Origin of the sequence: Streptomyces sp. NBC_00631 (assembly GCF_045206895.1) — a bacterium.
Lineage (GTDB): Bacteria > Actinomycetota > Actinomycetes > Streptomycetales > Streptomycetaceae > Streptomyces.
Map to the genome: position 1 here is coordinate 1,804,950 of NZ_CP107734.1, position 23,372 is coordinate 1,828,321.

The 23,372-nt window shown below is 71.9% G+C and carries 23 protein-coding genes and 2 pseudogenes; 10 read left to right on the forward strand and 15 right to left on the reverse strand.

Going from position 1 to position 23,372, the window contains the following annotated elements; translation table 11 throughout:
- Nucleotides 1-23 precede the first annotated feature (23 nt).
- The gene (locus OHB00_RS08385) at nucleotides 24-833 is read right to left on the reverse strand and encodes a (2Fe-2S)-binding protein (RefSeq protein ID WP_406445672.1); all 810 of its coding nucleotides are present in this window, start codon (nucleotides 831-833) and stop codon (nucleotides 24-26) included.
- Nucleotides 834-1,044: 211 nt separating this feature from the next.
- On the opposite strand from OHB00_RS08385, the gene OHB00_RS08390 reads away from it, so the two are divergent.
- On the forward strand, nucleotides 1,045-2,175 hold the full coding sequence (locus OHB00_RS08390) for a DMT family transporter (protein ID WP_406432821.1): 1,131 nt from the start codon (nucleotides 1,045-1,047) through the stop codon (nucleotides 2,173-2,175).
- Here OHB00_RS08390 and OHB00_RS08395 read toward each other — a convergent pair.
- A complete protein-coding gene (locus OHB00_RS08395; protein ID WP_406432823.1) occupies nucleotides 2,165-3,328 on the reverse strand; it encodes a transglycosylase family protein in 1,164 nt (387 codons plus the stop codon). The two genes, OHB00_RS08390 and OHB00_RS08395, sit on opposite strands and share 11 nt — an antisense overlap.
- A 354-nt stretch (nucleotides 3,329-3,682) precedes the next feature.
- Here OHB00_RS08395 and gndA point away from each other — a divergent pair, with 354 nt between their 5' ends.
- Nucleotides 3,683-5,122 (forward strand): NADP-dependent phosphogluconate dehydrogenase, encoded by a 1,440-nt coding sequence (gene gndA, locus OHB00_RS08400; protein WP_406432825.1) that lies wholly within the window; start codon nucleotides 3,683-3,685, stop codon nucleotides 5,120-5,122.
- A gap of 806 nt (nucleotides 5,123-5,928) precedes the next feature.
- On the opposite strand, the gene OHB00_RS08405 is transcribed toward gndA, so the two are convergent.
- The 3 genes from OHB00_RS08405 to panD are packed head-to-tail and all read right to left on the reverse strand — an operon-like array spanning nucleotide 5,929 to nucleotide 7,363.
- On the reverse strand, nucleotides 5,929-6,573 hold the full coding sequence (locus OHB00_RS08405) for an aspartate/glutamate racemase family protein (RefSeq protein WP_406432827.1): 645 nt from the start codon (nucleotides 6,571-6,573) through the stop codon (nucleotides 5,929-5,931).
- Between the two features lie 4 nt (nucleotides 6,574-6,577).
- Nucleotides 6,578-6,922 carry a GNAT family N-acetyltransferase gene (locus OHB00_RS08410; protein WP_406432829.1) on the reverse strand — a complete coding sequence of 115 codons (345 nt, stop codon included), beginning with the start codon at nucleotides 6,920-6,922 and terminating at the stop codon, nucleotides 6,578-6,580.
- Between the two features lie 21 nt (nucleotides 6,923-6,943).
- Nucleotides 6,944-7,363 carry an aspartate 1-decarboxylase gene (gene panD, locus OHB00_RS08415; RefSeq protein ID WP_234532103.1) on the reverse strand — a complete coding sequence of 140 codons (420 nt, stop codon included), beginning with the start codon at nucleotides 7,361-7,363 and terminating at the stop codon, nucleotides 6,944-6,946.
- Nucleotides 7,364-7,441: 78 nt separating this feature from the next.
- On the opposite strand from panD, the gene OHB00_RS08420 reads away from it, so the two are divergent.
- Nucleotides 7,442-7,693 (forward strand): hypothetical protein, encoded by a 252-nt coding sequence (locus tag OHB00_RS08420; protein WP_406432831.1) that lies wholly within the window; start codon nucleotides 7,442-7,444, stop codon nucleotides 7,691-7,693.
- Nucleotides 7,694-7,708: 15 nt separating this feature from the next.
- Here OHB00_RS08420 and OHB00_RS08425 read toward each other — a convergent pair whose 3' ends face one another.
- Nucleotides 7,709-8,206 carry a hypothetical protein gene (locus tag OHB00_RS08425; RefSeq protein ID WP_406432833.1) on the reverse strand — a complete coding sequence of 166 codons (498 nt, stop codon included), beginning with the start codon at nucleotides 8,204-8,206 and terminating at the stop codon, nucleotides 7,709-7,711.
- 53 nt (nucleotides 8,207-8,259) lie between these two features.
- Here OHB00_RS08425 and OHB00_RS08430 point away from each other — a divergent pair, with 53 nt between their 5' ends.
- The 3 genes from OHB00_RS08430 to OHB00_RS08440 all read left to right on the forward strand — a co-directional run bounded on the left by OHB00_RS08430 (nucleotide 8,260) and on the right by OHB00_RS08440 (nucleotide 11,196).
- Nucleotides 8,260-9,009, forward strand: a complete 750-nt coding sequence (locus tag OHB00_RS08430) for an SDR family oxidoreductase (protein WP_406432835.1) — start codon at nucleotides 8,260-8,262, stop codon at nucleotides 9,007-9,009.
- A gap of 75 nt (nucleotides 9,010-9,084) precedes the next feature.
- Complete coding sequence (gene mftG / locus OHB00_RS08435; RefSeq protein ID WP_406432837.1) at nucleotides 9,085-10,659, forward strand: mycofactocin system GMC family oxidoreductase MftG; 1,575 nt, start codon at nucleotides 9,085-9,087, stop codon at nucleotides 10,657-10,659.
- Nucleotides 10,660-10,809: 150 nt separating this feature from the next.
- Nucleotides 10,810-11,196 carry a hypothetical protein gene (locus OHB00_RS08440; protein ID WP_406432839.1) on the forward strand — a complete coding sequence of 129 codons (387 nt, stop codon included), beginning with the start codon at nucleotides 10,810-10,812 and terminating at the stop codon, nucleotides 11,194-11,196.
- A 109-nt stretch (nucleotides 11,197-11,305) separates the two neighbouring features.
- Here OHB00_RS08440 and OHB00_RS08445 read toward each other — a convergent pair whose 3' ends face one another.
- The 3 genes and pseudogenes from OHB00_RS08445 to OHB00_RS08455 all read right to left on the reverse strand — a co-directional run.
- On the reverse strand, nucleotides 11,306-13,417 hold the full coding sequence (locus OHB00_RS08445) for a WD40 repeat domain-containing protein (RefSeq protein ID WP_406432841.1): 2,112 nt from the start codon (nucleotides 13,415-13,417) through the stop codon (nucleotides 11,306-11,308).
- 179 nt (nucleotides 13,418-13,596) lie between these two features.
- Entirely contained in the window at nucleotides 13,597-15,585 is a 1,989-nt protein-coding gene (locus tag OHB00_RS08450; protein WP_406446372.1) for a WD40 repeat domain-containing protein, read from the reverse strand.
- 186 nt (nucleotides 15,586-15,771) lie between these two features.
- Nucleotides 15,772-16,089, reverse strand: a pseudogene (locus OHB00_RS08455) (ATP-binding protein); the annotation flags it as partial.
- Nucleotides 16,090-16,256: 167 nt separating this feature from the next.
- Here OHB00_RS08455 and OHB00_RS08460 point away from each other — a divergent pair.
- On the forward strand, nucleotides 16,257-17,477 hold the full coding sequence (locus OHB00_RS08460) for a metallophosphoesterase (protein WP_406432843.1): 1,221 nt from the start codon (nucleotides 16,257-16,259) through the stop codon (nucleotides 17,475-17,477).
- A 133-nt stretch (nucleotides 17,478-17,610) separates the two neighbouring features.
- Nucleotides 17,611-17,818: pseudogene (locus OHB00_RS08465) on the forward strand (nitrile hydratase subunit alpha); the annotation flags it as partial.
- A 198-nt stretch (nucleotides 17,819-18,016) separates the two neighbouring features.
- Here OHB00_RS08465 and OHB00_RS08470 read toward each other — a convergent pair.
- From OHB00_RS08470 to OHB00_RS08480, 3 genes are all read right to left on the reverse strand, one after another.
- On the reverse strand, nucleotides 18,017-18,397 hold the full coding sequence (locus OHB00_RS08470; protein WP_406432845.1) for an ATP-binding protein: 381 nt from the start codon (nucleotides 18,395-18,397) through the stop codon (nucleotides 18,017-18,019).
- A 153-nt stretch (nucleotides 18,398-18,550) separates the two neighbouring features.
- Nucleotides 18,551-18,886, reverse strand: a complete 336-nt coding sequence (locus tag OHB00_RS08475) for an STAS domain-containing protein (RefSeq protein WP_406432847.1) — start codon at nucleotides 18,884-18,886, stop codon at nucleotides 18,551-18,553.
- 495 nt (nucleotides 18,887-19,381) lie between these two features.
- Complete coding sequence (locus OHB00_RS08480; protein WP_406432849.1) at nucleotides 19,382-19,816, reverse strand: MarR family transcriptional regulator; 435 nt, start codon at nucleotides 19,814-19,816, stop codon at nucleotides 19,382-19,384.
- 193 nt (nucleotides 19,817-20,009) lie between these two features.
- Here OHB00_RS08480 and OHB00_RS08485 point away from each other — a divergent pair, with 193 nt between their 5' ends.
- Complete coding sequence (locus tag OHB00_RS08485; RefSeq protein ID WP_406432851.1) at nucleotides 20,010-21,182, forward strand: PP2C family protein-serine/threonine phosphatase; 1,173 nt, start codon at nucleotides 20,010-20,012, stop codon at nucleotides 21,180-21,182.
- A 96-nt stretch (nucleotides 21,183-21,278) separates the two neighbouring features.
- Here OHB00_RS08485 and OHB00_RS08490 read toward each other — a convergent pair whose 3' ends face one another.
- The 3 genes from OHB00_RS08490 to OHB00_RS08500 form a co-directional block, all read right to left on the reverse strand.
- Nucleotides 21,279-21,725, reverse strand: coding sequence for a MarR family winged helix-turn-helix transcriptional regulator (locus OHB00_RS08490; RefSeq protein WP_406432853.1), 447 nt, complete (start codon nucleotides 21,723-21,725; stop codon nucleotides 21,279-21,281).
- A 206-nt stretch (nucleotides 21,726-21,931) separates the two neighbouring features.
- Nucleotides 21,932-22,159 carry a DUF5133 domain-containing protein gene (locus OHB00_RS08495; protein WP_406432855.1) on the reverse strand — a complete coding sequence of 76 codons (228 nt, stop codon included), beginning with the start codon at nucleotides 22,157-22,159 and terminating at the stop codon, nucleotides 21,932-21,934.
- An 87-nt stretch (nucleotides 22,160-22,246) separates the two neighbouring features.
- Nucleotides 22,247-22,714, reverse strand: a complete 468-nt coding sequence (locus OHB00_RS08500; protein ID WP_406432857.1) for an ATP-binding protein — start codon at nucleotides 22,712-22,714, stop codon at nucleotides 22,247-22,249.
- A 207-nt stretch (nucleotides 22,715-22,921) separates the two neighbouring features.
- On the opposite strand from OHB00_RS08500, the gene OHB00_RS08505 reads away from it, so the two are divergent.
- Complete coding sequence (locus OHB00_RS08505) at nucleotides 22,922-23,302, forward strand: STAS domain-containing protein (RefSeq protein WP_406432859.1); 381 nt, start codon at nucleotides 22,922-22,924, stop codon at nucleotides 23,300-23,302.
- The last annotated feature ends 70 nt before the right edge of the window (nucleotides 23,303-23,372 follow it).

Sequence of the window (23,372 nt, forward strand, 5' to 3'; positions counted from 1 at the left end):
CTCCACGGCCGGTTGTTCCATGGTCACCCAGATGCGGCGCGCGGGGAAGAGCGCGGTGGTTGTGTGAAACAACAGTCACCGCAGACCCCGCCGCCCGGTACCCGGTAGTAGAGACAGCAGCTGCGGCGGCGGAAGGCCGGCCCGGCACGGGTGCCGGTGGCGCTCAGCAGCGGGTGCGCGAAGAGGGCGTCGGTGAGAGCGCGGGTCCGGGTGGCCGCATCCGTACGGCCGTTCGCGCGCGCCCAGCGGTCCAGCTCCCGTGCGGCGCCGGCCAGCGCGGAGCCGGCGTTGCCCCACAGCAGACCGGCCGCGAGGCCGTAGCGGTCCCGCAGCGCCTCCCCCAGGGGTCCGAGATGGCCGTGTACGACAGTGCGTCCGACGACGTCGGCGAGCGTGACCGGGTCGGCGCCGCCCGGCCGCACCCGCAGCTCGGTGAGCCAGAGGTCGTCGGGGGCGGCGGCGCCGTGGTCCCAGCGGAGCAGGGCCGGGTCGAGGTCGGGGAGACGGCCGTAGCGGACGGCGCAGCCGAGGGCGACGGACCAGAGCCGGGCGGCGAGCGCCTGGTGGGCGATGGAGGCGGCGACCCGGGGCTCGGCGGTGCGCAGACGCCCCGAAACGGCATCGACACGGAACGTCAGAGCATTTCGGTAAACATCCGATGTGAGTTTTTCATACGCCTTTGCCAGAGTCGGCAGTTCGCCGATCCGCGCCGCCTCGGGACCTCCGACCGCCGGTCGGACCGTCCGAAGGCCGAAGAAGCCGCCGACCTGCCGAAGCGCGGCGAGATCGGGGTCCAGGTCCGCGAACAGCTCCACGAACAGCAGTAGTACCAGGCTCCGCCGGATCCCGTGCGCACACCCTCTCCACCCGGCGGTCCCCACCCTGGGGATGATCAGGATCCCGCCGTACTCCATCGGTAGTAGGACCCATTAGGTGCTCAGGTACGACGACGGGAAGCACCCGGGCGGGCAGAGTGTTGCTCATGGAAGCCGACCGATCACCGCGCGGGGCCAAGCGGCACCGCCAGACGCAGAGGAGCCGAGTATGAGCGCCCTCGCGTTGTCCGTGTTGCTTTCCTTCGTCTCCGCCGTCGCCTACGCCGGCGGGGCGATCGTGCAGGAGCAGGTGGCGGTCTCCTCCCCCGACGAGCAGTACGCGCCGCTGCGCCGCCCGAGCTGGTGGGGGGCGATGGCGCTGAACGGCCTCGGCGGCCTGCTGCACGTGGTGGCTCTGGCCTACGGCCCGCTGAGCCTGGTGCAGCCGCTGGGGGCGCTCACCATCGTGTTCGCGCTGCCCATGGCGGCCCTCTTCGTCGGCCGCCGGGCCGGGACGACCGCCTGGCGGGGCGCGATCATGGCGACCGTCGGTCTGGCCGGTCTGCTCTCCCTGGTCGGCTCCTCCGACTCGCATACCCTGGAATCCGCGGGGCGGATCGGGGTCGCGCTGGTCACCGGCGGCGCGGTCGTCGCGCTGATGATCGCGGGCCGGGCCGCGCACCGGCACCCGGCGGCGCGCAGCGTGCTGCTCGCCACCGCGTCCGGCATAGCCTTCGGCATGTCCTCGGTGTTCACCAAGGTCGTGGCGATCGACTGGGACGGCGGGATCGCCACCGCCGACCTGCTCTGGCTGTTCGTGATCGGCGCCTACGGCGTCGCGGGCGTCCTGATCTCCCAGGCCGCCTACCGGGGCGGCGGCCTCGCCGCGCCGCTGGCCACGCTGACCGTGGTCAATCCGGTGCTGGCCGCAGCGGTCGGCATCACGATGTTCGGCGAGACGTTCCGCTACGGCGCGACGGGCACCCTGCTGGCGCTCGGCTGCGGTGTGGTGGCGGCGGGCGGCCTGATCCTGCTGACGACCGAGCGCATCGAGCGCACCCCGCACCCGGCCCACCCCGCGCCGGAGCCGGCCGTGGCCGAGGCGTCGCCCGAGCCGCTGGTCGAGGCGCTGGTGGAACTGGCCGAGGCGGCCCTGGCACCGGCCGGTGCGGCGGAGGTCCTGCCGGCGGGTGACGTCGACGGCGACACGCGTCCGGTGCCGGCGTCACTGGTCCAGATGCCCCAGCAGCGGACGGGGTCCGCGGCTCCGGCGCCGGACGTGGTCGAGGTGCTGCTGCCCGCCGCCGACTACGTGCACGGTGCGCTCCGGGAGCGGCGCCGTACGCGGATCACATCGTGACGCCGCCGGCCCGGAGATAGGCGACCGGGTCGATGTCCGTGCCGAAACCGGGCCCCGTCCGCACCTCGAAGTGCAGATGCGGGCCCGTGGCGTTTCCGGTGGACCCCGAGCGGCCGATCCGCTGGCCCGTGGCGACACTCTGCCCGGCCCGCACGGAGATCGCCGAGAGATGGGCGTACTGCGTGTAGCGGCCGTCGGCGTGCCGGATCACCACCTGGTAGCCGTACGAGCCGCCCCAGCCCGCCGTGACGACCTGCCCGGCCTCTACCGCCTTGACGGAGGTGCCGGTGGGCGCGAGGAAGTCGACGCCGGTGTGGTAGCCCTTCGACCAGTGCGAACCGGACGCGTGGTACGGGGTGCCGATCGGGGCGTCGACCGGGGCGACGAGTGAGTGACCGGTGCGGGTGGCGGCCTTCGTGGTCCTGGCCTTGGCCTTCTCCTGGGTCTTCGCCTTGCCCTTGGCCTCGGTCTTCGGGTGGGACCCGGCCTTCGCGGCCTGGGCCGTCAGGCTGAGCCGCTGCCCTGGCAGGATCAGGTCGGGGTCGGAGCCGACCGTCGTGCGGTTCGCCGCGTACAGCCGGTGCCAGCCACCGGCCACGTCGTGTTCCTCGGCGATCCCGGAGAGCGTGTCGCCGTGCACCACCGTGTACATCTCGGCCCTGCCGGCCCGGGACTGCGGTGTGGTCTGCGGCTGTACATCCCGTACAGAGCTCTTCGAGGAGTGCGTCACGGGGTGGGTGGCGGCGCTGTCGGTGTGCACGTCGGGGGTGTCGCCGCCGCGGCTGAGCCCGGCCCGCACCGAGCAGACCGGCCAGGCGCCCGGCCCCTGGCCGTCGAGGACCCTCTCGGCCACGGCTATCTGCTGGTCCTTGGTGGCGAGGTCGGCGCGCGGCGCGTACCTCGTGCCGCCGTAGGCCTCCCAGGTGGACTGGGTGAACTGGAGCCCGCCGTAGAAGCCGTTGCCGGTGTTGATGCCCCAGTCGCCGCTGGACTCGCAGGCGGCGACCTTGTCCCAGGTGGACACGGAGGCCGCGTCGGCGCTGCCGGCGGCGGCGAGCGGGAGCGCGAGGCCGGCGCCGCCCGCCGTGACGGTGAGCGAGGCGCGGTTGATCCTGTTGGGCTGGTACCGGCGGTGCCGGCCGCGTTCGGCCATGTCTGAATCCCCCTCGCCACGCGCGTCAGGAAGGCCAAAAGTAAGCGTCCCGAACAGGCCATGACAAGACGGCAATCAGCCGCCTCTCGCCTCCCGTGGCACGGCCGTCCCGGCCCGAAGTCATGCGGGACGGAAAGGCGTTGACGTGCCGTCAGTTCCGCGGGTCGCGCTCCGTCCCCGGGAAAGCGTTTCACGAGGTTGCTGAGGCGTCGGGGCCCTGTGGCCCGTATCTGCAAGTGCGGCCGGTCGAACGGCGAGTCAGGATGGCCTTTGGGCAATACTGGCGGGCATGAGCGGCGGCAGCATCCCTTGCACGTGCTATCGGATCGACTTGATTCCTGAGGAGCAGGCGGTATGAGCACTTCGGCGCAGATCGGCGTCACGGGTCTGGCGGTCATGGGCCGCAACCTCGCCCGGAACTTCGCGCGCAACGGCTACACGGTGGCGTTGCACAACCGCACGGTGTCGAAGACACGCGAGTTGGTGGAGAACTTCGGGGACGAGGGCGACTTCATCGCGGCCGAGACCGCCAAGGAGTTCGTGGCGGCGCTGGAGCGGCCGCGCCGGCTGGTCATCATGGTCAAGGCGGGTGGTCCGACGGACGCGGTGATCGAGGAGTTCGCGCCTCTCCTGGAGCCCGGCGACATGATCATCGACGGTGGCAACGCGCACTTCGCGGACACCCGGCGCCGCGAGAAGGCGCTGCGCGAACAGGGCATCCACTTCGTGGGCATGGGCGTGTCCGGCGGTGAGGAGGGCGCGCTGCACGGACCGAGCATCATGCCGGGCGGGCCGAAGGAGTCGTACGACTCGCTCGGCCCGATGCTGGAGAAGATCTCGGCGAAGGCGGCGGACGGCGCGCCCTGTGTGACGCACTGCGGCCCCGACGGCGCCGGGCACTTCGTGAAGATGGTGCACAACGGCATCGAGTACGCCGACATGCAGCTGATCGGCGAGGCGTACCAGCTGCTGCGTGATGTCGCCGGGTACTCCCCCGCGCAGATCGCGGACATCTTCCGTACCTGGAACACGGGCCGGCTCGACTCGTACCTGATCGAGATCACGGCGGAGGTGCTGGCGCACGTGGACGCGGCGAGCGGCAAGCCGTTCGTGGACGTGGTGGTGGACCAGGCGGAGCAGAAGGGGACCGGCCGCTGGACGGTCCAGATCGCGCTCGATCTGGGGGTGCCGGTGTCGGGCATCGCCGAGGCGGTGTTCGCGCGGTCCCTGTCGGGTCACGCGGGTCTGCGGGCCGCCTCCCGGGACCTGGCCGGCCCGAAGCCGACGGCGCTCTCCGAGGCGGAGGCGGCGGCCTTCGCGGACCGGGTGGAGCAGGCGCTGTACGCGTCGAAGATCGTGTCGTACACGCAGGGCTTCCACGAGATCCAGGCGGGCAGCGAGGAGTACGACTGGGGCATCGACCTCGGGGCGGTGTCCTCGATCTGGCGGGGCGGCTGCATCATCCGGGCGGCGTTCCTGGACCGGATCCGGGCGGCGTACGACGCGCGGGCGGACCTGCCGAGTCTGCTGTCGGACGAGACGTTCGCGCGGGAGATCGCCGAGGCGCAGGACGACTGGCGTGAGGTGATCATCGCGGCGACGCGGGAGGGGGTGGCGGTGCCGGGGTTCTCGGCGGCGCTGGCGTACTACGACGCGCTGCGGGCCGAGCGGTTGCCTGCGGCGCTCACGCAGGGGCAGCGGGACTTCTTCGGGGCGCACACGTACCGGAGGGTGGACCGGGAGGGGACGTTCCACACGCTGTGGGGCGGGGACCGCTCGGAGGTCACTTCGTAGCACCGGTCGTTCTCGGGTGCGGGTTCCCGTGCCCGGGAGGGCTGGCCCTGGTGGTCGGGCGCGGGTACGCGGTGGGGTTTCGCGCAGTTCCCCGCGCCCCTGAGGGAGGCTGAGGTTGTCGGTCCGGTGCGGGCCGTCTTGGGGTTTTGCGCGGTTCCCCGGGCCCCTGAGGGAGGCTGAGGTTGTCAGTCCCGTGCGGGCCGTCTTGGGGTTTCGCGCAGTTCCCCGCGCCCCTGAGGGAGGCTGAGGTTGTCAGTCCCGTGCGGGCCGTCTTGGGGTTTCGCGCAGTTCCCCGCGCCCCTGAGGGGGGCTGAAGTTGTCGGTCCCGTGCGGGCCGTCTTGGGGTTTTGCACGGTTCCCCAGGCCTCTGAGGGGGCTGGGGTTGTCGGTCTGGTGCGGGTGTGGGGTGGGGTTTTGCGTAGTTTCCCGCGCTCCTGGAAGGGGGTGGCCCGGGGGCGGGTGGGTGGTGGGATTCTGCGCTGTCGCACGGCCAGTGGCAGCCCCAGTGCCGCCTCGAAGGCGGCCGGCGGGGAGGTCGCCGCGTCTCTGAGCTGCCTTGTGGGGCTCAGGTGAGGGGCGGGCCCGGTTCGGGGGTGGGGTCTGGGTTTGGCGGGGCGGGGGGTGTGGGGTTGGGGGGCGGGGGTGGTGGGGTTGGTTCGGGAGCGGGGGGTGGTTGGGGGGTGGGGACCGGGGAGGGGTAGGGGTCGGGAGGGGTGGGGTCCGGGTGGGGGGTTGTCATGGTGTCCTCCGGCCAGTGGCTCGATGTCACCTCTGGGGGTCTACTGGGTCACCTACCCGACCGTCGCTCACGCACTCCCCGTGCGGACCGCTGCCGCGGCCGCTGCCAGGCCCGGGCGCGGGCTGGACAGGATCGGGAGTGCCGTGGTCGTGAGGCTCGCGGCCGAGGTCATGGAGGCCTGGGCCAGGAGGATCACGTCGGCGTCGGTCACCGCGTCCGCCGCGGCTGCCACCAGGTGGGCGCATCCTTCGACGTCACCGGCCTCGAAGCGGGTCCAGGCGGCCGGTACGACCTGGGCGCGGGCACGGACCGGGCGGCCCACGCGGCGGGCCTCGTCGTCGAGCAGGGCCAGGGTGGGCGGCAGGGTGCTCTCCACCGTCGCCAGGACGGCGATACGGGGCCCCGCCGCCACTGCCGCGGCCGCCATCGGGCGGTCGCCGCGGATGACCGGTACGCCGACCTCGCCGGCGGCCCGCTCCGCCACCTCGCCGATCGTCGAGCAGGTGCAGAGCACGGCGCGTATGCCGTCCGCCGCCGCCCGGCGGAAAGCCGCCGTCACGTCTGCGGCGACCGCTTCGGGGCCCTCCCGGCGGGCCCGGGACAGGAGGTCCGGGGCCACCGAGTGGCGCAGCTCCAGGCCCGGGTGGTGTTCGTCGCGCAGGGCGTCGAAGACCGGGACGTGGAGGGGGGAGGTGTGGAGGAGGGCGAGCACGGGGTCAGAAGCGGTCGGGGTGGGCGACCAGCCACTCCTTCGCCGCGCGCAGCAGCTCGGGGTCCGGCGCCGGGGCCACGTCGGGGTGGCGCTCGGCCCACCTGACGACGTAGGGGCAGAGCGGGGCCACCGGGGTCTTCTCACGCTCGGAGATCGCGTACAGCTCGCGGGCGAGGGAACCCGCGATGCCCTTTCCCTCGTGCTCGGGTTCCACGATGGTGTGCACCGGCACGAGGGCCGGGGAGGGCGACTCCAGGACGAAGTACTCGATGTGGCCGACGACTTCGTCGCCGGCTACCGCCTCCAGACGGCCGGCCGCCCGGTCGTCGCGGATCTCGATGTCGCTCATGTCGCCCTCCTGGTCCGTCGGTCAGGCCGATACGGCCTGCGGGCTGCGCTCCTGGTCCGAGCCCGGTACCGGCTCGGACGGGTCGGCGCCGAGCGCCACGATCCGGTTGCCGTGGTCGACGTGCACGACCCGCGGCCGAAGCGTACGCGCCTCGGCGTCGGTGACCTGAGCGTAGCTGATGATGATCACCAGGTCGCCGGGGTGGACGAGGTGGGCGGCCGCCCCGTTGATCCCGACGACACCGGAGCCCCGCTCGCCCTCGATGACGTACGTCTCCAGCCGGGCGCCGTTGGTGATGTCGACGATGTGGACCAGCTCGCCGGGCAGCAGGTCGGCGGCGTCGAGCAGGTCGGCGTCGATGGTCACGGATCCCACGTAGTGCAGGTCGGCCTGGGTGACGGTGGCCCGGTGGATCTTGGACTTGAACATGGTACGCAACATCGGAGCACTCCCACAGGTAGGCTCCCTGCCTGCGTTTTTGCAGGTCAAGGGCTGTTTCCACACCCTACAACGAGTCGCATGTCCAGGCAGCTTTCCCCAGGTTTTTCAGGACAGGTCGTCTTCGCGAACGGCCGCGATCAGCGTACGCAACGGCTCCCGAGGACTGTCGTGACGCTCACCACAGCAGGGCTCGACCACCCGACCATCAGGTCGGACAAGATCCGCCATCTGATCCGGCGGCGCGCAACATGGCCGCACATCGCCGGTTTCGGATGCCCGGCGGTCGCACTCGTCGATCACCCGGCACCGGTGACTTCGATCGTGACGTAGACCCGCAGGACCGGTTCACGCCCAGTGGGAGTCGTCCGTCGGCCGGTTAGCGCCGTGGATGGACTGCTGCGGGTAAGGGGTCCCGTATGTCGGCTGCTCGTACTGAGCGTCGTACGCGGCCTCGGCGGCGGCCTTGGCCCCGTGGCGGTAGTTGGAGATGAGGCCGCCGAGCGCGCCGAGCGAGACCAGGCCCATACCGGCGGCGGTGGCTATGCCCTTGGCGCCGTCCATCGTGAAGTACGAGACCGCGGCCACACCGCCGTTGAACAGGAACAGGAACCACAGCACCGGCCGCGACGCCAGGAACGCCTTGATCTTCGGCTTCTTCGTGATCCGCGAACCCGTCACCAGCGAGACGGCGATACCCGCGAACGTCGCGATCTTCTTCTCCGTACCGTCCAGAAACAGGCCGGCCGCTCCCGTGGCGGCGGCCAGGCCGACGATGAAGAACGACCAGAGCAGCAGATCGGCGATGAACGACTTCACACGGGCCAGCGGCGACTTCGACCTCATGGGGCTTCCTTCGGGACGGGAGCTCGGCACTCTCGGAATCTCTGCCGTCTACGTTGCCTTCCCCCGCACGGCGCAACGAGGGAGCGCGCTCCCGAGCCGATGGTGTAGCTCGCTACACCATCGGGCGCACCGACCCCCTGGTCCTCACCCCCGTCCACGGCCTGGAGGAGACCGCGCGGCTGGTCCGGGAGCACGGCCGGCGCGTGGTGACGTACGTCGCCGACGTGCGGGAGCGCCGCGAGCTCTCGGAGGCGGTCGACGCCGGTGCCAGTGAGCTCGGACGGCTCGACGTCGTGATCGCCAACGCCGGCATCACGACGCTGGGCCCCGACCTGCCGGTGAAGGGATGGTTCGACACCGCCGCCGTCAACCTGGTCGGCGTGATCAACACCGTCGAGGCCGCCTACCCGCACCTCGGCCCGGGTGCGTCGATCGTCTGCATCGGCTCGATGGCCGCGCTGCTCGCCGGTTCCGTGGACACCGCGGGTCCGGGCGGCGCCGGCTACGCCCACGCGAAGCGCCACGTCGCGAGGTTGGTGCACGATCTCGCCCTGCAGCTGGCACCGGCGTCGATCCGGGTCAACGCGATCCACCCGGGCAACGTGGACACGACCATGACCCACCACGACGCGCTGTACCAGTTGTTCCGACCGGATCTCGAAAGCCCGGCGTGGGAGGATGTCGCACCGGGCGTCCGTGCGGTTCACAAGCTGCCGGTGACGACCATCGCGCCGTCCGACATCTCCGAGGCGGTTCTCTTCCTCGCCTCGGACATGTCGCGCTACGTGACCGTCAGCAGTTGAAGGTCGACGCCGGCGCGCTGTTGCCCAGCACCGACTCCGGCGCTCCGAACTGGCCGTTGACGACGTGATAATGGAATGCGACGGATCGGCGGGCAGCTTGTGTCAACACCCGATGTGATCGTGGTCGGCGGCGGAGCGGCCGGGGCAGTGCTGGCTGCTCGGTTGAGCCAGGATCCCGACTGCGGCGTGCTACTGCTTGAGGCCGGTCCGGCCCCGCGCGACGCCGCCGGATTCGGCGCGGACCTGCTCGACGCCCGGCTCGTGCCCGGGGCGCGACCGCGGCAGCCGACGAGCGCCGAATGGCCGGTTCGCCTCACCCCGGAGCGGCCGTGGACGGTGCCCCGCGGGCGGGTGCTCGGCGGATCGACGACTGTGAACGGCGGCTATTTCATCCGGGCCCGGCGGGAGGACTTCAGCCGCTGGGCGGACGCGGGCAATCCCGCGTGGACGTACGAGCGCGTCCTGCCCTTCCTACGGGATCTCGAATGCGACCTGGATTTCGGGGCGAGCGACGTGCACGGAGGCTCCGGACCGGTGCCCGTCCGCCGCAAAGCCCTGGACCACCCCGCGGCCGTCGCCTTCGCCGACGCGGCGAGGAGCCTCAACCACCTGGACGACCCCGACAAGAACGACCAGGCAGAGCCCGGTTTCGGACCCGTGCCCTCCAATGTCGTCCACGGTGTTCGCCAGAACACGGCGTTGACCTACCTCGGCGCCGAGGTCCGGGCCCGCCCGAATCTCAGGGTGCTGGGTGACTGCGCCGTCCGACGCGTCCTGTTCGCGCGAGGGCGGGCGACCGGCGTGCTCGTCGAACACGGCGACAGGCTCCTGACACTCGACGCGGGCAGCGTCGTCGTCAGCGCGGGCGCGCTGGGCACGGCACACCTGCTGCTGCTCTCAGGCGTCGGACCGCGCGCGGATCTGGAGCGGGTGGGCATCCCCGTGATCCGGCATGCCGCAGGTCTCGGTACGCGGTTCAGCGACCATCCCCAGATCGCACTGGAGTGCGGCGGCCGGGCTGAATGGGGTGAGCCTCGGGAATCCTGGCTCGGCGGCTGCCTGCACCTTCGCGCCCGCGACGCGCGATCCGGGCCGGGCGAGCTTGAGATCCTGCAGTCCCTCATTCCCCTGGCCTCACTCACGTCGGGCACGACGGCGTCGGACGGTGCCGCGCTGCCGTTCTTGGCCTCGTCACTCGCACCGCGTCCGACCGGCCGGCTACGGCTGCGGACCGCCGATCCGCTCACCGCTCCCGACATCGCCTACGGCTACCTGGGATCCGCCGAGGACCGTCGGCTTATGCGAGAAGTCGTGCGTGCCGCCGCCGTGCTGCTGGAGGCGCCCGCGTTCACTGACCGAGGCCCCGGCCTGCGCGGTCCCGGCAGTGCAATCCTGGAGCGCGACGACAAGTTGGACCGATGGATCGGCGAGAACCTGGGAACCGCCCAGCACACCTGCGGCACGGCGCCGATGGGACCGGAGGACAACCCCGAAGCCGTCGTCGACCAGTACGGCCGCGTACACGGCGTCAAGGGCCTGCGAGTCGCCGACACCTCGATCCTTCCCGACGCACCGCAGCGCGGCCCGGCCGCCACCGCCGTTCTCATAGGAGAGGTCATCGCCGATGCGATCCGGCGCGACCTGCGTTGAACCGAAGTGGACAGGCCTCAGACGGAAGCCGGGTGCTCGATGGGCACGATGCAGGCGTCGGGGCCGGAGAAGACAAGCGACTCACGACCGTTGTCGTCCGAGTGCACCAGGTGGCGGATCCCCGTCGTGCGCCCGAGGATCTGGCCCTTGGTGCGCGGGGTGATCGGATACGGCCTCGAAGTCGCCTGTCTGCGGACCGGACGTCGGCTCGATCGAGCAGCCCAGGTCAAGTACCTGGCCACATGGCCCCGTCTCGGCGACGCCGTCCAGGCGTCCGACGCGCTGCTGCGGGCGCCGCAGTGGGTTAACGCCACGGTGACCGGCATCGCGGCCAACACCTGTGCCTGGCGGTCTGGGGAGCCTGCCCGCTCCCTCGGCTGTCTCCCGAAGGACGATGCGGAGGCCTGCGCGGACGAGCTCATCGCCCGCTACGGCGAGTTGCGGGCGCTGCGGCTGATCGAGGACTTGCGCGCATCTGCGCTTCCCGGCCGGGCGCCCGCTGCCGCCGCGGCACGGACCGTCGACCCGCGGCGATGAGGGAACTCCCGGTTCGTCTGCCCCTGCCTGTCTGTGCAGGTCAGGGGCGTTGGGCCGGAGACTACATCGACTCGCACGTCCGGTCAGCCGTCGCCGGGTGCCTGAGGCCTCACACCGATCTGTTGCTGCAAGGATGGGCCAGGACCGCGATGTCCGTGCCGAAACCGACCACCAGCCGGCCGTCCGGCGCTACTGCCAGCCGCCTGATATTGGCAGGAAAGGCGTACGCGCCGATCTGCTGCCCGGTGGTCGCGTCCCATATACGCACGGTCCTGTCGCCGCCCCCGGCGGCGACGACCATGCGGCCGTCCAGCATCCCCGCCGCCGCTGCCTTCGCTTCGCCGGCGGGGCCTGCCATGGGCGGCCCCATCGGTTCGCCGGTGGCCATGTCCCACAGGCGGACCTTTTCCTCCCCCCGGCCGGTGAGGATGACATGGCGGCCTTCGAGCTCTGCCAGGGCCATGGCCCAGGCCCGGCCGCCCTCTTGCTGCGGCTGCACCCCGATCCATTTCCTCGCGGTCAGGTCCCACACGCGCCCTTCCGAGGTCACCGCGACGAAGCGGCCCTCCAGCACCGCGAAGAACTCGATGAACGAGCTGGTGTACTCCGACGTCGACCGTCCGGGCAGCTGTTCCCGGGTGGTCAGGTCCCAGATCAGCACCGCCTTGTTCCGGTCACGCACGATGAGAGTGGGTCGTCCCTCCACCAGGCCCACCGTCAACGCGTCCACGGCGCCGGTGGGGCCTGTCAGCGGCTCACCGAGCTGTCCCCCGCTGTCGAGGTCCCAGATCCGCACCTTTCCGTCCGAGCCGCAGGTGACGATGACAGAACGGCCGTCCACGACGGCCGTGGTGAACTCCTGCACGGGCCCTGCATGTCCGGTCGGCCGGCTGTCCGGCTCCCTTTCGCCGTCGAGGTCCCAGATCCGAACCGATCTGTCGTCGCCACCGGTGACGGCGAAGTGACGCTCCTTCACCGCCGCTGTCGCCGCTCCTCGCACGCTCGTCTCATGGCCGATCAGCGGTGGGCACAGAGGCCTGAGGGCGGACAGGTCCCACACCCCGACCGCCCCGTGGCCGCCGCCGTGTCCGAGGACGGCGGCGGGGCGGCCGTGGAGCATCCGGACGGCCGCCGTCTCCACGAACCCCACCGGCACGGGCTCACCGACCTGCTCGCCCGTGCCCAGGTTCCGGACGCGCACGTCATAGGCGTCGGCGCTCAGGACCGTCGGGCACTCGGCCGTCGGGTCCGTCGCCACGACGTGCGTCATGGCGTTGACCTCCAGGGTGATGCAGACGCGTCCCTCCCCGTCACCGTCACCACCGGAGGTCGTCGGGTGGTCGTCGGCCGGGTCCGTGACCATGCCGGACTCCTCGGCTTCGGCGCTGCGGGCGCCGACCTCCTGTCCCGTGATCAGATCCCACGCCCGGACGGCTGCGTGGGAATGGCCGGTGACAGCGACGGGACGGCCGTCCAGCACCGCCGTCGCCAGAGCACTCACGATGCCGGTGTGAACGGTCAGGAGCTCACCGCTCCGGGCGAGGGTGGCAAGGTCCCACACCCGCACCATCCCGTCGGTGCTGCCGCCGACCACGACCGGCCGGCCCTCGACCGACGCGGTGGCGAGCGAGCTGACCCAGGAATCGTATTCCGGGCGGATCTCGCCGGCCAGTTCTCCCGCGGCGAGGTCCCACACCCGGACCGTCCCGTCGGAGCCGCCGGTCACAGCGACGGGACGGCCGTCCAGCACCGCCGTCGCCAGAGCACTCACCGCGCCGGTTTGCCCGGCCACCACCTCGCCGAGCTTCCCGCCCGTCACCAGATCCCACCAGTGCAGCGTGCCGTCCCGGCAACCGGCGACAGCGAGTCCACGGCCCCGTGCGACCACGGTCGCCACCACACCCACCTCGGCCGGCGCGGGCAACGCATACCGCAGCCGGGAGTCCAGGCCGGTACCGGTCGCCCACTGCACGGCCCAGGGGCCGTCGGTCTCCTGACCGGCCGCCACGTCGGCGAGGTCTCTCGCCAGGTCCCGGGCTCCGTACCGGGCGGCGTCCAGCGCCAGTACCTGCCGCCGCACGCCCGCACCGGCGTCACGGTGCACATGCCCTGACGCCCGGTACACGGCAGCCGCCAGCAACTCCTCGCGCCCGGCAGCGCCGTCCAACGCCGTCAGGACCTGCTCCGGGTCGCCGTTCACCAGCCACCCCGGATCGGTCAACCGCCCACCCGCTCCCGCAACTTCACGGGCCGCCGGACCATCGCTTCGGAGATCACCAGACATGTCCGGCACCGTAACCGCATCACCCGCGCCGCCGCACACACCAAAGCGAACTTCGGTAGTGGGATACGTACTTCCACGGTCTCCCCCACCGGGCCGATCCGCCACCATCACGCCCCTCAGCCGCGGAGGGCGAGGAGGCCGAGGCCGTCGGCACATCCGACGACCAGGTTCGAGCCGACACCTGCCAGGGCCGTGATCGGTCGCTCCACCACACGGGAGCCCACCCATCGGCAGGTCAGGGGATCCCACAGCTCGATCGCCCCCCGCCTGGAGACGGCCAGCAGGCCGTGCCCGCCGGCCGGGGCGACCGCGGCCATCGGGCCGCCGGTGAGTTCGCCCACGAGCTCACGGCTGTCGGTGTCCCAGACGCGGATCGAGTCGTCGAAGTCCCGAACCGCCAGGAGTGTCCGGTCGTCCGGCAAGGCCAGCGCCACGAGGTGCGTCACGTACCTGTGGTGTTCGAAGGGGGCGCCGACCGGTAGCCCCGTGGCCGGGTCCCACAGCCGGACCGCCCTGCTGCCGCCCCGGGCCGGGGTGGCTTCGCTGCTTGCCAGCAGACTGCGTCCGTCCGGCATCGGAACGCGGGCCAGTGCCAGCGGTATCCGGTCGGGCCGGTTGAAGACATCACTCGCGGTTTCGCAGGTCTCGGGGTCGCGGAGACGGATGATGCCCGAGTGACTACCGGTGGCCATGAGTATCCGCCCGTCGGGCGACGCGATCGGCACCATGGTGCGGATCTCGCCGGCGCGACCGGGCGGCAGGGAACCGACCGGCCCGCCCGTCGCCACGTCCCATGACCGCAGGGCGCCGCTTCTGTGGCCGGTGACGAGCACGGTGCGCCCGTCCGGCAGGGCCGCGGCCCCCATCGCCGTGAGGACGTCCGTGTCGCCGGTGTGGAGCTGCCCGGCGGCTTCGCCGGTGCGCAGGTCCCACAGCCAGACAGCGGTGTCGCTGCGGGTGGCCAGCAGTGTCCGCCCGCCGGGGACGATCGGAAGTGTCACCAGGCCGTCCCAGCCGGCTTCCGGCTGCTCGGCCGGCGTCTCCACTGTGGTGGGATCCCACAACCAGACCGCACCACCGGGCACTTCGCCGGCGAGCAAGGTGGGACCACCCGGCAACGGAACCGCCGCGGCCGCGGCGGGTACACGGTTCGTCCCCAGGTCACCGATGCGGCGCCCGGATGCCGGATCCCACAGTCCCGACCCGATCGACAGCAGCGTCGTCCCGTCGGCCATCGGGATGGGACGCAACCCGCGGCCGGTGAACGGCCCGCCCGCCGGAGCACCGGTCGCGACGTCCCACAGCCGCACCGTCTCGTGGTCGTCGTCATTGACGGACAAGGCCAGCAGGCTGCCTCCGTCGGGCAGCCGCACCGCCGCAAGTCCGCTCGGCCAGCCCTCGTCCTCGTGCGGGCAGAGCAGCGTCTGCACCGACTCGCCCGTCACCGGGTCCCACAGGCACAGCACGGCGCCTTCCTCGTGACCATGGGCGGTCGCCAGCAGCGTGCGGCCGTCGGCGAGCGTCACCGCCGTCATCGCGCTCGGGCCGTCCACACCGGCGGGGGCACTCAGCGGACCGGCGGCCCGCGCGGCCGTGGCCGCGTCCCACAGCCATACCTCTTCCTCGTCGTAGGGGGTGACGGCCAGCAGGCTCCGCCCGTCCGGCGTGGATACGGCGACCAGATCCGCTGCGCTTCCCGGGCCCGGCAGCGGACCGCCGACCTGCTCGCCGGTGACCGTGTCCCACAGGTACACCACGTGCCCGTCGTCGACCTCGTCGTAGTGCGCCGTGGCGAGCCTGGTGTGACCGCCGACGAGGGGCAGGGCCGCCATCGCCACGACGAGCCCGCCCTGTTTCGAGTTCTCCCGCAGGGGGCCGCCCACCTGCTCGCCGGTCACCGGGTCCCACAGCCGCACCACGTCGTCCTCTTCGTCGTCGCCCGACGCGGCGAGCAGGACACGGCCGTCCCCGACGGGCACCGCGACCGCCACACCCAGACCGTCCCCGAACGCGCGCAACGTCGCCGAAGGCCGCACCCGGCCCGCCGGTCTCTCCCACACCAGAGTGAGTTCTCGCGGGCCGTGATCCTGAAGAGCATCAGACATGACCGGTACGGTAACGGCCTCCACCGACACCGGTCGGCTCCACGCCCCCCTCCGGGCGCACGCCGACGGCCCGCACGGCCGGCGACCGGTGACGACCGGTGCGGAAGAGCTCCGCCCCTCGGCGCCCGCCCCGACGCCGAGCTCCCGGGTGATCGGGGAATCCCCCGTCTCCAGGGCATCCAGCGCCTCTCCGATGACCTGGCCGAGTTGTGGCGTACCGCGCACCGCATGGGCTCGCGCCACCAGTGCCCCTGCCCCCGCCGCCCGCTCGGCGAGCAGGCCGAGCAGGGCGGTCTTGCCGATCCCCGGCTCCCCAGGGACCTCCAGGACCGCTCCCCGGCCTTCGGTCAGATCCTGTACGACCGCGGACAGACACTCGACCTGCGTCTGCCTGCCGACGAGAACGGCGCCGCTCTCACGGGCCGGACCCCTGGGGGCAAGTGGTCGTCTCCCTTCCCATGGACGTGCACGCGGGCGATCACACCCTTTGTCGTCGATTCGCATATCAGGCCATGACGTCGGCCGGCTTGTGGCCTGAACGGTGAACTGCGGAGCAGGGCCCTCGCCACTGCATCACCCCGAGGAGGCCGCCCCCGTGACCGCCGGTCCGGACGGCCCGGGGGCGACCGGATACAGTGCGCGAAAGGGCAGCCTGGTTAGCGAGGGAAACCGTGACCGACACCAGCAACACCCGGCCCGCCGAAGGTGAAGCACAGGCGCCGCGGCCGAGCCGACTGCATCGCCTGATGCGCTACATCCCCCTGATCGCCCCCGTGCTGCTGTGGGCCGTGCCCTGCTGGGTGCTCCTGTACAGCGGCCAGCACTGGCCGCTGACCGTCACGCTGATCGGCACCGCGCTGTTCACCCTCGGTCTCATCGGTATGCCCCTCGCGATGGTGCGCGGTCACGGCCGGCGCCAGCAGGACCGGGCGGCGATCGTGGGTGACACCCTGCTGGGCACCAGCTGGGTGCTGTTCACCTGGTCCGTTCTGCTCGGTGTCCTCCTGCGGCTCGCCCTGACTGTGGCCGGCGTCGGCGCAAGTCAGGACCGGGCCCGAATCGTCACCTGGGCCGTCCTCGGCGTAACCGCCGGGCTGCTCGCCTGGGGATACACCGAGGCCCGCCGCGTGCCACGGGTGCGCCGGCTCGACGTTCAACTCCCACGGCTGGGCGCCGGGTTGGACGGTGTCCGGGTCGCCCTCATCACCGACACCCACTACGGCCCGCTCGATCGCGCCCGCTGGTCGGCACGGGTATGCGAAACGGTGAACACCCTGGAAGCCGACCTGGTCTGCCACACCGGCGACATCGCGGACGGCACGGCCGAACGCCGCCGCGCCCAGGCCGTCCCCCTCAGTACCGTGCGAGCCACCTGGGGCCGGGTATACGTCACCGGCAACCACGAGTACTACAGCGAGGCCCAGGGCTGGGTCGACCTGATGGACGAGCTGGGCTGGGAGCCGCTGCGCAACCGCCACCTGCTGCTCGAACGCGGCGGCGACACCCTCGTGGTGGCAGGCGTGGACGACGTCACCGCCGAGTCCTCCGGCCTGGCAGGGCACCGCGCCCATCTCGCCGGAGCCCTGAACGGCGCCGACCCCGACCTTCCCGTCCTGCTCCTGGCACACCAGCCCAAGTTCATCGACCGGGCGGCAGCCGCCGGTGTCGACCTCCAGCTCTCCGGCCACACCCACGGCGGCCAGATCTGGCCCTTCCACCACCTGGTCCGCATCGACCAGCCCGTCCTCGCCGGCCTCAGCCACCACGGCGCCCGCACCCTCCTCTACACCAGCCGCGGCACCGGCTTCTGGGGCCCGCCGTTCCGCGTCTTCGCCCCCAGCGAGATCACCCTGCTGGTACTCCGCTCCCCGCACCTGCCCACCACGCCGTAGCACGGGGCGGCCCGACACGTCCCAGACGTGGTCGCCGGCCCCTGTGCAAGCGCTCGCCGGCAGACGGGCTCCCGCGGCCCGCGCCCGCGACCTCCACGGCGAAACACGTGGACAGCAGGGCGAGCACATCGCCGTGGTCGAGAACCCCCCGACCGTCCACAACGTCGTGGTGTGCACGCTGTGCCCGTGCTGCCCCTGGCCGGTCCCCGGCCTGCCGCCGAGCTGGTACAAGGACCCCGCCCACCGCGCGCGTGGTCGGGGAGCCGCGTGCGGTGCCGGCCGGGATGGGGCTCACGCTCGACGACGACGTGCAGATCATCGTCCGGGACTCCACCAGCGAGGTGGGCTGGCTCGTACTGCCCGAGCGCCCACCCGGCACCGAGCGCCTCACTGATCACCAGGGACGCGATGGTCGGCGTGGCCAAGCCGGCGGCACCGTGAGCGCGCCACTGGACATCGAGGGTCCGGCAGCACCTCCCCGATCCAACGGTGAGCCGGTGTTCGCGGAGCCGTGCCGTGCCTTCGCCATGGCCGTGACGCTATCCGTGGCCACGCAGATCCAGGACGGCCACGACCCTTTTTCCCGGTGGTGCGGGAACGGTCCATACCTGGCTGCACAGCCGCCGGACCAGACGCAGCCCGTGGCCGCCCACCCGGGCCGGGTCGTCCTGGCGCAGGGCGGGCGGGGCCGGGGAACAGTCGCGGACGGCGATCAGCAGGCGCCCCGCTCCGGGCTCCAGTTCCAGGACCAGCTCCCCCGGGCCTGGCGCGTGCCGGACCGCGTTGGTGACGAGTTCACTGACCACGAGCTGGGCGTCCTGGCTCGTCCGGTCCTCGGGACGGTGTCCCTGACGGGCCAGAAAGGCGCGTACCGCGCATCGCGCCTCGGCGACGGACGTGCGGGCTCCGCCCCAGGCCACGCTGCACCGCCCCGGTCGCGCAAGGGGTTCTTCATCCGCTTCCTGCTTCCTGATCGGGACGGCCATGGATCTGTCTCCGGCAGGTGTGGTCCGTGTCGTGTGTGCACCCCGTGTACTGGTGGTTCCGGGTTCGGATACCCGTGATGGCGTTCTTCATGAGGGGTCCGCGCCGTCTTCCCGGGGACGGGCGTCGGTGACGGTGAACAGCTCCCGGGTGCCGCTGATCTCCAGGAGCCGGCTGACGGCGGTTTGCAGCGGGCCCACGAGCACCAGGGTCCTGCCGTCGGCCTGGTGACGGTGGCGGGCCCGGATGAGTGCGTTGAGCAGCATGCTGTCGGCGAAGGTGACCTCGGCGAGGTCCACCGCCGTGACGGGCATCGCCGCCCGGTCGGCCGCCTCCCAGGCCCGCTCGAACTCACCGGCGTCGTCGTAGTCGACCTCGCCTCGCACGGTGAGCACGAAGGTCTGCTCACCACGGTCGATGCGCACACTCAGACAACAGGCCGGGTGCATGGCGCCATCCTCCCGTCACCGGTCTCGGACGCACGGGCGGGGCCGGACCGGCCGGCCGGGCCGTCTCCTCCGGGCGTCGCCACGGACGGGGCGACGATCGTCATGCGGACCGTCTCTGCGGGTACACGGATGGCTGCGAGGTTCCCAGGCAGGCGAACGCCGTCGTCCGAGCGCGGCGCGTGGGCGGCCGTCACGGCCGTATGCCGGGAAGCGCTTCCCATCGCTTCCAGGTCTCGGGCGTTCGAGACGTACCGCACGGTCACCGTCGCTCGTGCCGACGGGACACAGCCGAAGGATGTGAGGGCAATCCGAAGAACAGTTGCCGTTTGACAACAATAGCCATGAGGCAAGAGAGTAGCCGCGTCGGACGTACACGGGGAAGGACCTGGAATGATCCGGTGGACGGAGACCGCTCCGGCACCCTCCGCCACCCTCGTGAAGAGGTGGAGGCACCGGTGCCGTGAAGGCTCTTCAGGCGGTCCGGCTGCCGGAGTCCGGGGCCGCGTCGGGTATCTGCGTGGCCGCGGTCGCGCAGAACGCCTCCAGGCCCTCCAGCAGGGCGACACGCTTGGCCGCGGGCATGTCGGCCAGCACCTTCTGCAACTCGCTCTCCCGGCGGGCGCGCAGATCGGCGAGGAAGATGCGCCCCCGGGCGCTGAGATGGAGCCGTACCTCGCGCCGGTCCTCCGGGCTCATCACGCGCTCGACGAACCCCGCGGCCTGCAGCCGGTCGCACAGCCGGCTCGTTGACGGAGGGGTGGAGGCGAGGAACTCGGCGAGGGTGCGCAGATTGATGCCGTCGTGGTGCTCAAGGATGTGCAGCACGCGCAGCTGGGAGGCGGAGGTGGGCGCGGTCGAGGCCCGCCCCCAGACGACCTCCAGCAGCTCGACGGCCCGCGTGGTCACGCGTGCCACCTCGTCGGGCTCTGCGCGGCGGCGGAAGGCAGTCACGGTCACACTCTCGCAGGCACTGGGGCGCCTCTCAGCGTACTAGCAGCCGACGCCGGCCACGGCCAGCCCGGGACGACAGACGCGGCTCGTCGCGGAGCCCGGTCTCGGCCGGGCCCTTGTCAGGAGAAGGAATGGTGCACTCACCGTCGTGAACAGATTCGAAACCGCTGAACGCGCCCTGCGCACAGCGGCTCCCCACGAACTGCTGGACGTCGTCCGCGTCGTGCTGACCGAGCGATACGACGCGGAGGACGTCGAGCTGTTCATGGCCGACTACGGCCTGACCGTGCTTCAGCCGGTGTCGGTGGCGCCGCACAACCTGGAACCGGTCCCGGTGCACGGCAGTCCGGCCGGCCGCGCCTTCGGTTCTCAGGTGCCTTACCGCGAGGACGGCCGGGGCCGGCCGACACGGGTCCATCTGCCGGTGAGCGTGCGCGGCGACCGGCTCGGCGTGCTGTCCGTGACCCTGCGCGACAGCGAGGCGGCATCCGCGTGCGTCGCGGAACTCGCCGAGATCGCCGACGCGCTGGCGCACGAGGTGGTCGTGGCCGAGCGCGACACGGACCTGTACCTCCAGGCCCGGCGCAAGGACCGGCTCACCCTGGCCGCGGAGATGCAGTGGCACCTGCTCCCCGGGCGCTCCTGTTCCCGGCCCGAGTACGACCTGGCCTGTCAGCTGGAGCCGGCCTATGCCGTCTACGGCGACAACTTCGACTGGTCCGCCACGGCCGACCGGCTGATGGTGTACGTCACGAACGGCATGGGCGAGGGCATAGAGGCGGCCCTGCTGACCAGCCTCGCCGTCAACGCCCTGCGCAACGCGCGGCGCGCCGGAATCCCCATCGCGGACCAGGCGGCCCTGGCCGACCAGGCCGTCTACGCCCACTACCAGGGCCACCGCTACCTGTCCGTCCTGATGCTGGACCTCGACCTGGCGACCGGCCGGGGCAGTGTCGTGGACGCCGGCTCCCCGCAGTTGCTGCGGCTGCGCGGCGGCACCGTCGAGCACGTGCCCTTCGAGGCCCAGCTGCCGCTGGGCATGTTCGAGGAGACGGACTACGTGGCGCAGGAATTCGCCGCCGAGCCCGGGGACCGGCTCATCTTCGTCAGCGACGGCGTCCACGCGGTGCACTCGCCCAAGGGCGAGACGTACGGCGAGCGGGCGCTCGCCCGGGCCATCCACTCCACTCGGCTGCTGCCTGCCGCCGAGGTGCCGCGCGCCATTCTGCGCGAACTGGCGGGTCATCGCGGCGCGGCCGCCGTGGCGGAGGACGACGCGTTGGTGGTCTGCCTGGACTGGCGGGGACGGCAGCGGTCGTGACACGCCGGCCGCCGGCCCGGGGAACCCCGGGCCGGCGGCTGAAGGTGGTGCTGCGGGGGCACGTGCGTCTCGTGGCGGTCGGCGCGGGACCGCACGTCAGGATCCGGTGCCGTTCTCTTCTCCGGTCCTGGTGTCCTGCGCGTCGAGGAATCCCCGGAGCCCTCGCCCGAGGGCTTCCCGCTCGGCCGGATCCATGGCGCCGAGCACGACGGCCAGCCTGCGGGTTCTGCGCCGCGCCACTTCCTCAAGCGCCTGCCGGCCCTGTCTCGTCAGGTGCAGCCGCACCACACGCCGGTTGCGCGGATGCGATTCCCGCTCCACCAGGCCGGCCGCCTCCAGCCGGTCGCAGAGCCGGCTGGCGGTGGGCGGCCCGATGTCCATGGCCCCGGCGAGGGCGGTGAGGTTGAGTCCCGGTTCCCGCTCCAGGGTCCGCAGGGCGCGCAGCTGGTGCGGTGACAGGCGCGGACTCGCGCCCTGCGCGGCGACCGCCCACAGGGTCGCGAGACTGTCCACGGCGTCGGCCATCGCCTGGGCCAGTGCCATGGGGCCGTCCCGCGGTCCGCCCGATCGGCCGTCAGCGGAACCATCCAGACCAGTCACGAGGCATCGCTTTCAGACATCGCCCCGCCCATGCGGGTACCACCTTTGTCTCCTCGCGCGGTACCCGGCCGACGGCGGGGCAAGCCCCCGGAGCCCTCGGCCTCCACAGCATCTGCACGACTGAGCGAAGCGCCCGTGCACGTACGCGGTCAGGCAGACAGCAGTGAGTCGTCCTCGACACGGGCGCCGGGCAGGCGGTACCGCGCCACGACGAGGGCGGCGTCGACGTCACTGGTACCGGTCGCCACACACAGCGTGTAGGCGATGTCGGCCATCCGTCGGCGTACGGCCTCGTCGCCCTGGTCCGCGTGCAGGGTGCGCAGCGCCTCGTACTGCTCCATCAGGTCCGTCAGCACTGCGGGGTGTGCCATGAGCATCGCAAGCCTCCTGCCTGTCAACGGTTCGCATGGATCATGCAACGGCCCGGCTGCCCCGGTCCCGGAACTTCATTCCTTCGACGGCTGTCACCCGGGGGCCGCGCGGCCCCCGCCATGAGTCGGCCGGCCGAAACCCAGCAGCGGATCGTCGAAGAGCGCGAGCCGGGCGGTGACGCACTTGCCCACGGGCTCGCGTCGCGCCTCGAAGCCCTGCACCACCGCGAGCACGATCTCCAGACCGTGCTGGCCCACCCGTCCGGCGTCGGCGGCCCGGGCCAGCGGCAGCGTGGGATCGGTGTCCCAGATCTCGATCTCCACCATGCCGTCGACCACGCGCAGGTGCAGCAGCACCGGTCCGGGTGCGTACTTCAGCGCGTTGGTGACCAGTTCGCTGACCACGAGCTGCGCCAGGTCCATGGTGCGTGAGGTGACCGGCAGCCCGTGCTCGGTCTGGGCCCTGGTCAGGAACTCCGACGTCCGGTCCCGCGCGTCGGCGATACAGCCGGCCGCCCCGTCCAGAGCGATGGTGACGTCGGCAGGTGCGGCATCCGGCATCCGGGAACACTCCTCGGGCGGGACAGGCTCCGCCCTGCCACTGACATGCGATACCCCGTTCATGGGCGCGCGTCTACCCGGTACTCGCGACCGTATGCCTGTGCCCCGGAAGTCGGTCGGGGCAGCGGGCGCATCACCCGGGGAATCCGGGGCAACGTTGGCTACAGGAAGGGGGCTCAGCCCGGACCGAGGGTGTGAAGGACGGCAGTGACAGACAACGCAGGCAACCAGGAAGCAGTGGGACGCGGCCAGTTGTCCGTGGTCCGCGCGGATGTCGACGGCATCGTCGTGCTCGGCGTCCGCGGAGAGATCGACTACCAGAGTGTGGGCGCACTGACGCGGGCGATACCTCCCGCGGATCCCGCCACCGGCTCCGGCTCCCGGGTCGTCGTCGATCTGAGCGGGGTCACCTTCATGGATTCCAGCGGCATCAACGCGCTCGTCGCCGCCCACCACGCCACGCGGGCCGCGCACGGATGGCTGCGTCTGGCGGGCGCCCACGGCGCTGTGCTGCGCACCATGCAGCTGGTGGGACTCGACGCCGTCGCCCCCTGTCATCCGACCGTCGAGGAGGCCCTCGCGGCGTGACGCCCGGGACCTCGTGAGCCGCCCGATCCGCCCGGCCGGCGTCGGCCTGCCCCGTGGCCGAAAACAAGCC